Origin of the sequence: Pseudomonas sp. CFBP 8772 (assembly GCF_014841665.1) — a bacterium.
GTDB lineage: Bacteria > Pseudomonadota > Gammaproteobacteria > Pseudomonadales > Pseudomonadaceae > Aquipseudomonas > Aquipseudomonas graminis_B.
Genome location: NZ_JACYUI010000020.1, coordinates 1 through 13,612 on the forward strand (window position 1 = coordinate 1; position 13,612 = coordinate 13,612).

Here is a 13,612-nt window from a genome sequence, read left to right on the forward strand (position 1 = left end):
GCCACCGACCGTTTACGAACGGACGGTGGCCTTGAAACAACCTATCGAGGTGTCCGGAATTAGTTGACCACTACAGACTGCACTGCTGTTCGTGGGACCGGCTCTAGCCGGGAAGGGGCCAGTGTGAACGCCCTCATTTCTGTAGCGTGAAGCACGACGCTTTGCCGGCTGAAGCCGGTCCTACGGGCCGAGCGCATTGCTTTTTGTGGGACTGGCTTTAGCCGGGAATAGGCCGGCATGAACACCTTCATTTTGTAGCGTGACGCACGACGCTTTCCCGGCTGAAGCCGGTCCTACGGGCCAAGCGCGTTGCTTTTAGTGGGACCGGCTTTAGCCGGGAAGGGGCCGGTTCAAACGCCGCCAGTTTTGCCGAGTGCCGTAGACGTACTCCGCCGGGCAGCGGTATCTTCGCGCGCTTTATTTTCTGTCGTTCAAGGATGATCAATGTTGCTCCTCCGTCCCTATTCCCGCTTGTCATCGCTGCGCCCGGTTGCCCCATGGCTCCGATTGACCGCGATCGCAGGCATCGCCTGTGCCCTGATGGCCTGTCAGTCCCGTCAGGTGGCGTCTCCTGCCATCGCCTCCGCTCCAGCCGTCCCGAGCCCGGAAGAAATCAAAAAGCAGCAATTCAAGACCTTCGTCAGCCGTTTCCAGTCCATTCTCGGAAACAGAGCGCTTGAGGCCAACAGCGAAGGCCTGACGGGTGAGGTCCGCTTGCGCATCAAGATCAATCGCAACAATGAGGTATTCAGCTGTGAAACCCAGGCCACAGGCATTGCCACGGCAAATGCACCGGTGGCCGATCTTTCAAAAAAGGTGTGCTGGAGCGCGGTGTTCCCGATCGTACCCGGGGACCGGTTCAACAAGGACGGCAACGTGGAAGTCGTCGCCCCCTTAATCTAAGTGCCAATGAGCGATATCCAGCGCTTGTCCATGGAGCCCCGTTATCAGCAATACGCGCAGGGGCGGTATTTCGCCGAGCGGACACTGATGAAATCACCGCCCGGCAGCATCGGCGTGGTCACCTTCGAGTATCTAGCGAACAAGCAGGGCAAGGTCAAGGAATGCGTCGTCAACCTCGAACGCCACCGCGAACGCCCGGAGGCCTTCACCTACGACAACGTCTTGCAAAGCCGACTCACCGAGCAGTGCAAACATCTCGACATCGCGCAGATGCCCGGTTTCTCCGTGGATGAAACCGGCGTGTCCAGAGGCGCGCTAGCGTTCGAATACAGCCCCTGGATGGCCGGGCCACGGGCGCGATAAAAAAGTGATTGATCCTGACGCTGGACGCCGTGGGTCGTAACCGACTGAACTGTGCCGGCCTCCTGCGGCCTCAGACTTACACCCGCTAAACGAGGCCAAGGCCATGAACAACGACGAATTCAATCAATATGACGCAGAGCGCTTCCACGGTCAGGTCGCCGCGCAGCTGGGCATCAGCGTGGAAGAGCTGAAAACCTGGATGATCAACGACATCGAGCGGGTCACCGAAGGCGGCGAGGAGGTGGGGCACATGGTGGTGTTCCGTGAGTCCACACCCGATGAGGTGCTCGACAAGCTCAAGAACCCGCAGAGTCGCTTTACGGCGATGACGGGTGTTATCGAGACTGAGTGAGCGGTCGGCGTCCGACCTTCACTGGCGGTTGCTGTACTGAAACCGCACACAACAAAAAGCCCGATCACTCGGGCTTTTTGTTGTCGCTCAGCCGCTGATTACTTCGACGGCAGTGCGTAGGCGATCAGTGAGTCGCCCATTTTGGTACCGAACGAGCCATGCCCGCCGGCCATGATCACAATGTACTGCTTGCCATTGCTCTCGTAGGTCATCGGTGTGGCTTGACCGCCAGCCGGCAACCGCGCTTCCCAGAGCAGATCGCCGTTGGTGACGTTGAAGGCACGCAGGTAGTTGTCCTGGGTGCCGGCGATGAACATCAGGTTGCCGGCCGTGGAGATGGGACCACCGAGCATCGGCACACCGATTTTCAGCGGTGGCAGTTGAATGCCTTTCAGGCTGTCGCGGATGGTGCCGATACGCTTGCGCCACACCACGTCGTGGGTCTTCATGTCGACACCCGCCACATAACCCCAGGCCGGCTCTTTACATGGCAGGCCCAGTGGCGACAGGAAGGCGTTGATTTCGACGCCATAAGGCACGCCGTACTGAGGCTGAATGCCCATTTCGGTACCGCTGCCGGTGGCACCTTCTTTAGGCCACAGCGGGTTGTTCGGGCCACGGGGAATCAGCTTGGACACGAACGGCAGCGCCATCGGGTTCATCAGCGCGACCTGACGGTCGGCGTTCACCGAGATGCCACCCCATTCGAAAACGCCCAGGTTGCCCGGGAACACCAGCGTGCCTTGCTCGGACGGCGGCGTGTATTGGCCGTTGTACGACAGCTGCTTGAAGATCACGCGGCAGACCAGTTGGTCGAACATGGTCGCGCCCCACATCTCCTTGTCGGACAGGGTTTGAATCGACGTCAGGTTCAGGTTCGAGCGCGGCTGGGTCGGGCTGACCCGATCGCCTGGCGCCGCTTCACCCGCAGGCACCGGCATTTCATGGACCGGCACGATTGGCTTGCCGTCGCGACGGTCGAGCACGAACAGGTTGCCGGCCTTGGTCGGCACGTACACCGCAGGGACAGCTTCGCCGCTGCCGGTTTTCACGTCAGCCAGGGTTGGCTGAGCCGGTACGTCCATGTCCCACAAGTCGTGGTGGGTGGTCTGAAAGCTCCACACCAGTTTGCCGGTGGAGCCGTTCATGGCGACGATCGAGCTGGCATAACGCTCCATCACCGGGGTGCGGTTGCCGCCCCAGATGTCGGGCGTCGGATTGCCGGTTGGCACGTAGACCAAGTCGGTTTTCGCGTCGTACGCCAGCGGTGCCCAGGCGTTCGGCGAGTTGTTGACCAGGGTCTTGCCGTCACCCGGAATCGCGTTCGGGTCTTCGGCACCGGTGTCGAAGATCCACTTCAGCGCGCCGGTGTTGACGTCGTAGCCACGGATCGCGCCGGAAGGCTCGTGCACCGACAGGTTATCGGTCACCGAACCGCCGATGATCACGGTGGTGCCGGTCACCACGGGCGGGGAGGTGGGTTCGAGGCCGCCCGGATACGGGTAGGGCTGCAAGTGCAGCAGATCGAGCTCGCCGTTTTTGGCGAAGTCGGCACACGGTGCGCCGGTGTCAGCGTTGATGGCGAACAGACGACCGTCGTTGACCGGCAGGAATACCTTGCGCGGGCAACTGGTGGCGACCGGCTGCGTGCCTTCCAGGCTTTTCGCAAACTGCGTGGTGTCAGCCTGATCGAAGTAGGCGACGCCACGGCAGGTCAAGTGCTGGAAGGACGGGTCGGATTTGAGCTTGGGATCGAATCTCCACTTCTCTTTGCCGGTCGCCGGGTCCAGCGCCACCAGAATCTGGTGGGTGGTGCAGATGTACATGTTGTCGCCGACTTTGATCGGCGTCAGCTCGTTGGTGGTCTCGCCGGAGTCACTCGCGGTTTTCGATTCGCCGCTGTTGAAGGTCCACGCCACCTGCAGGTCTTTGACGTTGCCTTCGTTGATCTGGGTCAGCGGGGAATAGCGCGTGCCCGACTGGGTGCGCCCATAAGCAGGCCAGTCGCCATTGGCGATGCCCTCGACAGGCTCATGCTGCGCGGGTTGCGCGGTGGCCATGCTGCCGTTGATTTCCTGCGGGTCGTTGAAGATGGCATACACCATCACCACGATGGCCAGCGCCAATGTCGCGGATAAAAAGGTTTTGCCGGGCTTGATGCGCTCCGGAATATCCCGGGTCACCGCCGGAATGAGCAGCCACAGACCCAACACCCCGAGGATGTCGAATCGCGGCACCAGCGCCCAGAAGTCCGTGCCTGCTTCCCACAGACCCCAGACCACGGTGATCAGCATCAGCGCGCCATACAGCCAGAGCGATGCCGCGGAACGTCGCCACAACAGGACGGCGAACACCAGCAGCGCGACGCCCAGGAACAGATAATAAAAAGAGCCGCCCAATGTGAGCAGCCAGATACCGCCTACCAGCAGAAACAAGGCAAAGATGCCTGCAATGATGGAAGTGAAACGCCTCAGCCCTGAAGCTTTTGATAAGTCATTCATCGATGTTCCCCCTTGGGATGTAGTGCATGGACTGTGCGCCTCATAGGGGGTTCAACTCCCCGATCAGCCGGTTGGATGAATTTTTTCGGCATCACTGACCACACGCTCTTTCCAAGCATAGGCCGTGTTCACGAACTGATCCCGGGGGAAAAGCATTCAGAGGGCAATCGGCCCGGCCTTACGCGAGTTCGGGGCCTGAAGAGGGGCTGAAAGGACCGGCGAGATGGCGCTACAGGGGCGGCAAGGTAATGCCCGCTGTGGTGCATCCCATCGCTCTAAGTTGCGGGGGGTGTGGGCGCAGACTAGAGTCGTCAACAGGCCATTCAACTTACGGCAGGCGCATGAGACGGAGTCCATCGATTCCCTCTGGTCTGCGCTCTCATAACGCGCTGGAAGTGTAAGTTTTCTATGCACAATCGGTTAAGCAGGACGCGAGCCACGACGCTGCTGATCACAGCGGCGGTTTTTGTGTGTGTATCCGGGTGCACGACCCAGGCCACGACCGGTGCGTCATTGGTCGATTACACCTCAGTCAGCGCATCTTCACCGCCACACAAACTCACCGGCCTTTGGGCCGGTCCCCACGCCGGCGGCACTTTTTACGTGGAAATTTTCGAGGACGGCGACCTGCGCACCTGCCTGAGCGCTCCGCCTTATTACCGGGCGATGGACGGAAAATATGCCGACGAGGCGTTGTATCTGGAAGACGGCACCCGTATTGAATTTCAGCCGGCGGGTGCGCAGCGCATCACTATTTATTCGCCCCCAGGAAGGCCGGTGACCACGCTGGAACGCGGTGCGCCAAGTCTCTCCGCCAGCGAGTGCCAGGGAGGCGCCGATGACGTCCAGCGCAAACTTTCCCACTGGGCTGCGCAGTAGCGGCGGGGTGCGTTAATGCAGTCGGTGTGGATCGCAGCCGCTACCTTCGCCTGCCTGCTGGCGGCATCGTTGCTGATGATGCACTGGTATCCCAGGCTTTCGAGCCGTCATCGAGACGAGGACACCAACACGGTCATCCGCCTGGTGGCCAACATCTTCGTGGTGATGACCTCGCTCGTGTTCGGGCTGATGATCAATTCAGCCAAAAACACCTATGAATCCATCGACGCGAGCTTCCATGCCTACGCCACTGATCTGATCATCTTCGACCGAACGCTGCGCACTTACGGCGAGTCCGCGCAACAGACACGCGGGCTGCTGGTGACGTACCTTGAGCGGGCCATTGCCAATCCGTATCGCGGTGATGAAGCGCTGCAGCATCGCAAAAGCCAGGCCGCGCAGTACCTGGACGACATCGGCAAATCCCTCGCCGGGGTGCGCCCGGCGGATCGCTTCCATGAAACCTTGATGCTGGACATTCGCCAGCAGTACCACGGCCTGATCGAACAGCGCTGGCGAATCGTCGAGCAGTCCGAAGGGGCGATACCCGGCCCGCTGATCGGCATGCTGATCGCGTGGATGACGCTGATTTTCGCCACTTTCGGCTACCGGGCGCCGCGCAACCCGATGGTCATTGGCATGTTCACCGTATCAGCACTGCTGATTGCCGCGTCGGTCTACCTGGTCCTGGACATGGACATTCCCTTTCACGGCCCCATCCAGATCTCTGATGAGCCGCTTCGCCGGGCCTTGGCGGAGATGCAGTTGTAAGCGTGCGCTTTAACCGCTTTTGGGTCGTGGTCGCGCTCTGGTTGCGGGCCTTTACAACGAAGCGTCGGAGGGCAGAAAAGGAGGGATTTGCGGGGTGGGCCGGGTATGATGCAGCGCTCTGCACGTCACCACTCAGCACGCTACCGTCCCAGCCCGTATTCAGGATCACAATGCCCAGCCCCACGTTTACCGTCATGCGCCTCGACGCCACGCCCCCGGAATCGATCAAAAGCCAGATCATGCAAATGGTGATCGACTACGTCACCGACCTCAGCATGGTCGCCATCGCCCCGAGCAATCCGTTGTACCCGCTGTACCAATACGGCGTCGGCCATGAAGTGCATCAGTACGTGCAGGCGATGGATGGCTCGCGGGGGATTGCGGTGGAATTGATCGTGGCGCTGGACGCCGAGGATCCGTCGATCGTCATCGGCTTTTTGCTCTATTTGCCGGTTCAACAGGACCCGCAGGCGTGCGCCGTGGCGTACATGGCGGTGCAAACGGTACGCCGTCGTCAGGGCGTGGCGCGGGCCATGCTGACAAAGATGACCGAACGCTATCCCCATGCGGAGCTGGCGTGCTTCGTCTCCAAAGTTGCGGTGTTCGAGGCGCTGGGTTTTCAGGTGTTGGGTGCGCGCGGGCCGCAGGTGGTGATGAACACCCGTGCGCGGCAGACCGAGGGCTTGTTGGCCGTGCTGGACATTGCGCCGATCTACAACTCGCTGGAAGTGCGGCAGATCCACAGCTATCTGTTGAAGCAGCACGGCAAGCGCGCCATGACCGATGCGGAGAAACAGCGCGATCGCCACATCGATCAGTTGACCCGCCAGGCCCGGCTATTCGTCAACGGACTGTTGGGCGAGTCAGGCGCGCAAGCCTTCATCGGCCCGCGGCTCGTCTAATCCAGCGATCAGCGATCAGCGATCAGCGAACGGCCTCGTTGAGGTCGATCCCGCCTGAGTCCTTGCTCCACATTTCCAGCAGGAAATCCCGCTCGGCGTGATGCAGCGTGCGTTCCATGGCCAGGTGCCGCGCCAGGACCTGGTGCACCTCGCGGCCCTCCATCGGGCAGCCTTCGATGGGGTGCAGCCAGTGGCATGCCAGCACCGCACCCTCCGGCGTCAGGCTTTCGCGAATGCGCTCGATGATCTCGCCGAAGGCATCCGGCGTCAGGTAATAGGCCCATTCGCTGATCACCACCAGATCGAATTCTCCCGCCGGCCAGTCCTGGGGCAAACAGCCTTCCAGCACCTGAACATGGGCATGTTCGCTCAAGCGGTCTCGGGCCAGAGTGACGGCCCGGGGGCTGAGGTCCATGCACAGCAGCGCGTCGCAGCGTTCGGCCAGGCGCAGGCTCAGTTCGCCATTGGCGCAGCCCGGCTCGAAGATGCGCCCATAGCGCTGGCGCGGCAGAGCGGCGAGGGTCAGGTCGCGTTTGCGGTGTTCGTACCAGCGCGTACGGAAGGCCCAAGGGTCGTCGCTGTTGGCGAACAACGTCTCAAAATACTCACCTGTCATGCTCACAGAAACACCAGTTCGAAGGGTTGCAGCAGACGCTCAAGCGTCTGAGGGGTCAACACCGGAGGAGCGCCGGTGCTCGGGTCGTTTTCCAGCTGGCTCAAATGCGCCCCGATGGCCTCGCGCTTGCGCCGCAGTTGCTCCTCGCTGAGCCAGAATTTACGGGCCTGTTCCCAAGGGATGCGCGGGTCGTTCGGTTCAGCCCAATGCCAGGCCCACACCGGCATCTCCACCAGCGTCGCGCCACTGTTGGCCACCGCCTGGGCCGCGCAATGGCCGACGGCTTCGTGGTCGCAGTGGCCGTCGTGGCGCCAGGTGGTCAACAACACATCCGAGGGACGCAGGTCTTCGCTGAGCAGGGCAATCAACGACTCGGCATGCCCGGCAACTTGACCATCGCCCATGCCGAGCCGTTGCCAGGACAGCCTCGACACGTCGAGGCCCAGGTGCGCGACGGCCTGTTCGCTTTCCCGGCGCCGCTCGGTTCGCAGGCGCTGTACCGGCCACAGCGGAGAGTGCGGATGACTGCCTTCGCCGTCGGTGACAGCCACCAGTTGCACATCGTGCTGCCGTTGGGCCATCGCCGCGAGCACGCCGCCGCAGGTCAGTACTTCGTCGTCGGGATGCGGCGCGAGCACGATCAGGCGCGCGCCAGGTGGAATCAGTTCTTCCAGGGTGATCGGGCGCACACTGCGCAACGCCACGCTGTTCTGCCAGGCGCTCAACGGGGTGCCGGTGACGCCGAAAGGCTGCGCTTCGTTCATAGTGACCAATCCTCGGTTTCGCCCGTAGCGATTCGCTGGCCCAGATGCGCCAGGTCGCGCTCAGCATGGCTTTGTCGGATAAACACCTGCAGGTCGGCAGCCAGCCGCGCAAAGTGCGGATCACGGCAGAAAGGCGTTGCGCCCAGCGCCCGCCCGACGTGCCGGCAAACCTGTTCGACCGCCAGCTCGACCTGGGCCCGCAGGCGCTGCACCGGCAGGCTCGCGTCGTGCTGCGGATGTGCGTCGATCCATGAGGCGCATTCGCGCAAGGCCGCCGCCGCGCCGCACAGCGCCGCATCAACGCTGCCCAGGTGAGCGTCAGCATGGGGTTCCGGCCGTCCGTCGTGTCGGTGCGCGCGCAAGGTCTTCGCCAGCGCTACCGCCGCGCCATACCAGGCCGCGGCGATACCGGCGCCGCCTTGCCAGAATCCTGGCCGGGAAAGGTAGTCGCCACTGTTGCCCACGCAAATGCCGACAGCGCCGTCGAAGTGCACGTCGCCGCTGGCGGTGCCCGCCATGCCTACGGCCTGCCAGGTGTCGCTGTTGAAGCGCACGCCGGACTGTTTCAAATCAACGGCTACCAGCTGCGGCGTTTCATCGCTGGCCCATGCGGTGAGCAGGGCGTAATCCAGCTGTTGTGCGCCAGAGCACCAGGCCTTGCGGCCGTGGAGGCGCACCTTGTCGCCATGGCGTTGGCTGACGCCTACCCTGGCGTCGGGCGGTTCAGCGGCCCATACGCCCCAGATGCCGGGTGCATCGAAAGGCGCTGAATCAAGTTCATTCAGAATGGCGAGGGCGTCGGTGTGGCCTTCGTAGAGTTTGAGCAGCGCCAGATCGACGCCCGCCACCTTCGCCAATTGGCGCCAGCGTTCGAGGGTGCGACCGCTGCCGGGCAACGGCAAGTGATCGAGCCCGCTGTCGAGGCAGCGTTGCATGGCGTGACGCAGGGGTGCGTCCGGCACGTGGGGGTTGTCACGGTGGGCGAAATCCGCCAGCAGTGATTCAAGTCCTTGTGCATCGTCCCGCATGACTGTCTCCGTCCCGTTGACGCCGACGCGAGTTGCGCGGGCTGTTTGCCTGGCCCGTTGCGCGGCCTGCTGATGAAATTCGGCAGCGCAGGCGGGGAGGGGTTCAAACATTTCTTCGGCCAGCCGGGCCACGCGCGTTCGGCCGGGCGGCTTCGCCAGCGCGCTGATCCCTGTTTTGTGAACGGGTGCGCGGTTTTGTCGCAGCGAGCGTTTCTCAACCCATGGGCGTCAAGGCATGCAGCGCCGTCGAGGGGTGTCGGTAAAATCCGCTTGTAACGCATTCGGCCCGGTTTTGCGCGACACTGTCGGGCACCTGTTTTTTTCGCTTCGTCCCTCGCCGCTGCAGTGCGGCTGCCAATAACGCCTGCGGTGCCGCGAGGTGGACGAAAAAAGGGTTGGCGTTGGCGCCAGCCGCTGCTTTCGAGAGTTCGCCAGATGAATGAGTTTCTGACCCGCCGTCAGGTGGTCACCGGCATGGGCCTGTTGGGGCTGGGCCTGCTGGCCGGCTGTGACGGTTCGACCACTGCGCTGGATTTCAAGTACGGCAAAGATCTGAGCAACAAGATCATGGGCCGCACGTTCAAGCTGACCGACACCGACGGTGAGGTCAAAACCCTGTCGAGTTATCGCGGGCTGATGCCGATGGTATTTTTCGGTTTCACCCAATGCCCGGCGGTGTGCCCGACCGCGCTGGCCCGTGCTGCGCAGATCAGAAAGACGATGGGCGAGGACGGCAAGACGCTGCAGGTGATCTTCATCACCGTCGACCCCGAGCGCGACACGCCGCAGGTCCTCGACGCCTACGTCAAACAGTTCGATCCGACGTTCGTCGCCCTGCGCGGCACCCTGGAAGAAACCGCCCACGTCGCCAAAGAATTCGGCGTGTTCTACGAAAAGGTCCCGGCGGGCAACACCTACACCATGTCCCACACCGCCACCAGCTTCGTTTTCGACTCCCGGGGCAACCTGCGCCTGGGGCTGTCACCCTCGCTTTCCGCCAAGCAATGCGCGGAAGACCTGCTCACTGTCATGGAAGTCTGCTGATGAATACTGTGTTTGCTGCTGTCTCGCGCTCGTTGGTTTCGCGCACGTTGGTGGTCGCCCTGTTGGCCGGGGGCAGTCTGAGTGCGGTTGCCCAGACGCGGGTGGAGGATCCGTGGGTGCGTGCGACGGTGGCCGGGCAGCCTTCGTCAGGCGCGTTCATGCGCATCACCGCGGACACCGACAGCACGCTGCTCAGCGTCACCTCGCCAGTGGCCAAAGACGTGCAGATCCACGAGATGAGCATGACCAACGATGTCATGCGCATGGGCCCGGTCGACGCCGTGCCGCTGCCGGCAGGCAAGACCGTGGCGCTGGACCCGGATGGCTACCACGTGATGCTCATGGGCCTGAACGGCCAGATCAAAGAGGGCGATCAGGTCCCGCTGACCCTGACCGTGAAAAACGCCAAAGGCGAGACAGAAGTGCTGAACGTAAGCGCCCCGGCCCGCGCCGCGATGGACATGAGCCATGATCACGGCATGACCCATTAAGTGGGATCGCGTATCCGGTAGGACCGGCTTCACCCGGGAAATCGCCAGCAGCCACACCGATGGGGTTCAGGTCGGGGGCACACCGGAGAAGTGGTGTCGTTCAAACCGACGTCTTCCCGGCTAAAGCCAGTCCCACAAGGGCCCCACGTACCCACGTAGGACCGGCTTCAGCCGGGAAAGCGCCAGCAGCCACACCGCAAAACTGATGGTGTTCAAACCGACGTCTTCCCGGCTAAAGCCAGTCCCACAAAGGCACCGCGTACCCACGTAGGCCGGCTTCAGCCGGGAAAGCGCCGGCAGCCACACCGCAGAAGTGATGGTGTTCAACCCGACGTCTTCCCGGCTAAAGCCAGTCCCACAAAGGCACCACGTACCCACGTAGGACCGGCTTCAGCCGGAAATCGCCAGCAGCCACACCGCAAAACTGATGGTGTTCAAACCGACGTCTTCCCGGCTAAAACCAGTCCCACAAAGGCACCGCGTATTCACTGTGGGACCTGCTAAAACCAGTCCCACAAAGGCCCCACGTACCCACGTAGGACCGGCTTCAGCCGGGAAAGCGCCGGCAGCCACACCGCAAAACTGTTGGTGTTCAAACCGACGTCTTCCCGGCTAAAGCCAGTCCCACAAATGCACCGCGTATTCACTGTGGGACCTGCTAAAACCAGTCCCACAAAGGCCCCACGTACCCACGTAGGACCGGCTTCAGCCGGGAAAGCGCCGGCAGCCACACCGCAAAACTGTTGGTGTTCAAACCGACGTCTTCCCGGCTAAACCCGATCACACAAATTAAATGCGCTGTCTTGGCGGACAGGAATCAATCCCCGAACGCCCCCACCAGCAACACCCCGTTCAGCACGATGATCAACAGCACGATGCCCCAGGCCAGGGTGGTCAGGATCGGCCCGGTCACGAAATCGCCCATCAGCTTGCGGTCGGACACGAAGCGCACCAGTGGCACGATGGCGAAGGGCAGTTGCATCGACAGGATGACCTGACTCAGCACCAGCAATTTGGCGGTGCCCTGGGCGCCGTAAATACTCGTCACCACAATCACCGGAATGATCGCCAGCCCCCGCGTCAGCAGGCGACGGATCCAGCCGGGCAGGCGCAGGCGCAGAAAACCCTCCATGACGATTTGCCCGGCCAGGCTCGCCGTGACGGTGGAATTGATCCCCGACGCCAGCAACGCCACACCGAACAGCATCGACGCCATGCCCACCCCCAGCATCGGCGAAAGCAAATGATAGGCCTGCTCGATTTCCACCACGTCCGTTTTGCCGGCCTTGTGAAACACCGTCGCCGCGGTGATCAGAATCGCCGCATTGACGAACAGCGCCAGCGTCAGCGCGATGGTGCTGTCGGTCACCGCCCATCGCAGGCCGATGCGTCGGCCCTCATCCGTGCGCGGGTAGGCGCGGGTCTGCACGATGGAGGAGTGCAGGTACAGGTTGTGCGGCATCACCGTGGCGCCAATGATGCCGATCGCCAGGTACAGCGCCTCGGGATTGGTCACCACCTCGGCCTTGGGAATGAAGCCGGCAAACAGCTCCGCCAGATCAGGCTGGGCCAGCACCATCTGGATCGCGAAGCAGCCGAAGATGACCAGCAGCAGCGCGATCACGAACGCTTCAAGCGCGCGGAAGCCGCGGCCCATCAGCAGAAAAATCAGAAACACGTCGACGGCCGAGATCACCGCGCCCCAGATCAGTGGAATGCCGAACAGCAGGTTCAGCGCGATGGCAGTGCCGATCACTTCGGCCAGATCGCAGGCGATGATCGCGATCTCGCAGGCAATCCACAGCCCGATGCACACCGGTCGGCTGCACCGTTCGCGGCAGGCCCGCGCCAGGTCCCATCCGGTGACGATGCCCAGCCGTGCCGACAGCGCTTGCAGGACGATGGCCATCAGGTTCGACAGCAGAATGACCGACAGCAGCAGGTAACCAAATTTGGAACCGCCGGCGATGTCGGTGGCCCAGTTGCCCGGGTCCATGTAGCCCACGGCGACCATATAGCCGGGGCCGGTGAATGCGAGGAGCCGCTTGAACCAGTTGCCGGTCTTGGGCACCGCGACACTGGCGCTGGGCATGCCCCCGCCGAGCATGTCGTCGCCGGGGCGGGCAGGGTGATCGATGGGCGGCATGGAAAGTCCCGGCGTTGAATATTGAATGATCAGAGGGGTCGGAAAGGCGCGGAACGCTGGCCCTGCCGCCCGGTGTCAGCGCGTGGTTACCGTCTGCCCGCAGGCCCGCCGTGTTGCTGCCCGACGGAGGGACTCAGCTGGACAGCGACGTCGCTGCCAGTGAGTTTAGATAATCCCCAAAGCCTTCTTTGCACCGGTAGTCTTTTCGTGCGCTGGTGGTGACGCTGTTCGCGGAAATCCACGCGATCGACGCGCCGATGCGTTGCAGATCGGCGACCAGGTGCACGTCTTCGTGGGCGGCCAGCGCCTTGAAGCCGCCGGCGCGCTGATAGGCACTCGCGCTGACGCCCAGGTTCGCGCCGTGGATGTGCCGATGGTCATCCACTGGCCGGTACAGCGAATCATAGCGCTGGCGCACATGCTCGGGATGCCCGGACCAGTCGTCGACCTCGACGATGCCGCACACCGCGTCCACCTCCAGGCTGACCTGATGCGCCAGCCAGGCGTAGGGCACGACGCTGTCGGCATCGGTGAACGCCAGCCAGCGGGCGCCGCGTTCGAGCATCAGCCGCGCGCCTTCTGCGCGGGTCATGCCGACATTGCGGTAGGTGCAGACGTGGGTGGTGATACCGTGTGCGGCCGCGACGCAGGCCGAGGCATCGGAGCAGTCATCCAGCATGATGAGGATTTCGACGGGCTCGCCGTAGAGGTCTTCGTGGACAGAAGCAGCGATCAGGGACTTGATGCAGTCGTCCAGGAAGTCTTCTTCGTTGTGTGCGGGGACAATGATTCCAATCATCGAAGTGTCTCGTCGCGGCACCTGCGCTGATCGCGGCGTCCTTCGATGTCGAC

At 62.5% G+C, this 13,612-nt stretch carries 14 protein-coding genes; 8 read left to right on the forward strand and 6 right to left on the reverse strand.

Annotation, left to right across the window (positions count from 1 at the left end; all coding sequences use genetic code 11):
• Positions 1–444: 444 nt before the first annotated feature.
• From IFT99_RS25010 to IFT99_RS25020, 3 genes are all read left to right on the forward strand, one after another.
• The gene (locus IFT99_RS25010) at positions 445–903 is read left to right on the forward strand and encodes a hypothetical protein (RefSeq protein WP_192135890.1); all 459 of its coding nucleotides are present in this window, start codon (positions 445–447) and stop codon (positions 901–903) included.
• A 6-nt stretch (positions 904–909) separates the two neighbouring features.
• Positions 910–1,266, forward strand: a complete 357-nt coding sequence (locus tag IFT99_RS25015) for a hypothetical protein (protein WP_192135892.1) — start codon at positions 910–912, stop codon at positions 1,264–1,266.
• A 103-nt stretch (positions 1,267–1,369) separates the two neighbouring features.
• Positions 1,370–1,618 carry a hypothetical protein gene (locus IFT99_RS25020; RefSeq protein WP_192135894.1) on the forward strand — a complete coding sequence of 83 codons (249 nt, stop codon included), beginning with the start codon at positions 1,370–1,372 and terminating at the stop codon, positions 1,616–1,618.
• A gap of 98 nt (positions 1,619–1,716) precedes the next feature.
• Here IFT99_RS25020 and IFT99_RS25025 read toward each other — a convergent pair whose 3' ends face one another.
• On the reverse strand, positions 1,717–4,119 hold the full coding sequence (locus IFT99_RS25025) for a glucose/quinate/shikimate family membrane-bound PQQ-dependent dehydrogenase (protein ID WP_192135896.1): 2,403 nt from the start codon (positions 4,117–4,119) through the stop codon (positions 1,717–1,719).
• Positions 4,120–4,632: 513 nt separating this feature from the next.
• On the opposite strand from IFT99_RS25025, the gene IFT99_RS25030 reads away from it, so the two are divergent.
• From IFT99_RS25030 to IFT99_RS25040, 3 genes are all read left to right on the forward strand, one after another.
• Positions 4,633–4,998, forward strand: a complete 366-nt coding sequence (locus IFT99_RS25030; RefSeq protein ID WP_065987122.1) for a hypothetical protein — start codon at positions 4,633–4,635, stop codon at positions 4,996–4,998.
• A 15-nt stretch (positions 4,999–5,013) separates the two neighbouring features.
• The gene (locus tag IFT99_RS25035; RefSeq protein ID WP_065987123.1) at positions 5,014–5,769 is read left to right on the forward strand and encodes a bestrophin-like domain; all 756 of its coding nucleotides are present in this window, start codon (positions 5,014–5,016) and stop codon (positions 5,767–5,769) included.
• Positions 5,770–5,939: 170 nt separating this feature from the next.
• Entirely contained in the window at positions 5,940–6,671 is a 732-nt protein-coding gene (locus IFT99_RS25040; RefSeq protein ID WP_192135898.1) for a GNAT family N-acetyltransferase, read from the forward strand.
• A 22-nt stretch (positions 6,672–6,693) separates the two neighbouring features.
• On the opposite strand, the gene IFT99_RS25045 is transcribed toward IFT99_RS25040, so the two are convergent.
• From IFT99_RS25045 to IFT99_RS25055, 3 genes are read right to left on the reverse strand one after another with little or no spacing between them, the layout of a single operon-like run.
• Complete coding sequence (locus tag IFT99_RS25045) at positions 6,694–7,293, reverse strand: methyltransferase domain-containing protein (protein WP_192135900.1); 600 nt, start codon at positions 7,291–7,293, stop codon at positions 6,694–6,696.
• Positions 7,290–8,051: a PIG-L deacetylase family protein gene (locus IFT99_RS25050; protein ID WP_065987128.1), complete on the reverse strand. Its 762-nt coding sequence runs from the start codon at positions 8,049–8,051 to the stop codon at positions 7,290–7,292. Before IFT99_RS25050 ends, IFT99_RS25045 begins: the two co-directional genes overlap by 4 nt.
• Positions 8,048–9,079 carry an acyl-CoA dehydrogenase family protein gene (locus tag IFT99_RS25055; protein WP_192135903.1) on the reverse strand — a complete coding sequence of 344 codons (1,032 nt, stop codon included), beginning with the start codon at positions 9,077–9,079 and terminating at the stop codon, positions 8,048–8,050. Before IFT99_RS25055 ends, IFT99_RS25050 begins: the two co-directional genes overlap by 4 nt.
• Positions 9,080–9,514: 435 nt before the next feature.
• Here IFT99_RS25055 and IFT99_RS25060 point away from each other — a divergent pair, with 435 nt between their 5' ends.
• Together IFT99_RS25060 and IFT99_RS25065 are read left to right on the forward strand one after the other, a co-directional pair.
• Positions 9,515–10,123, forward strand: coding sequence for an SCO family protein (locus tag IFT99_RS25060; RefSeq protein WP_192135905.1), 609 nt, complete (start codon positions 9,515–9,517; stop codon positions 10,121–10,123).
• Complete coding sequence (locus IFT99_RS25065) at positions 10,123–10,614, forward strand: copper chaperone PCu(A)C (RefSeq protein WP_192135907.1); 492 nt, start codon at positions 10,123–10,125, stop codon at positions 10,612–10,614. The genes IFT99_RS25060 and IFT99_RS25065 overlap by 1 nt, the downstream gene beginning before the upstream one ends.
• An 817-nt stretch (positions 10,615–11,431) precedes the next feature.
• Here the strand turns inward: IFT99_RS25065 and IFT99_RS25070 are convergent.
• A complete protein-coding gene (locus IFT99_RS25070) occupies positions 11,432–12,721 on the reverse strand; it encodes an Nramp family divalent metal transporter (RefSeq protein WP_197986123.1) in 1,290 nt (429 codons plus the stop codon).
• 172 nt (positions 12,722–12,893) lie between these two features.
• Entirely contained in the window at positions 12,894–13,559 is a 666-nt protein-coding gene (locus tag IFT99_RS25075) for a glycosyltransferase (RefSeq protein WP_192135910.1), read from the reverse strand.
• Positions 13,560–13,612: the final 53 nt, after the last annotated feature.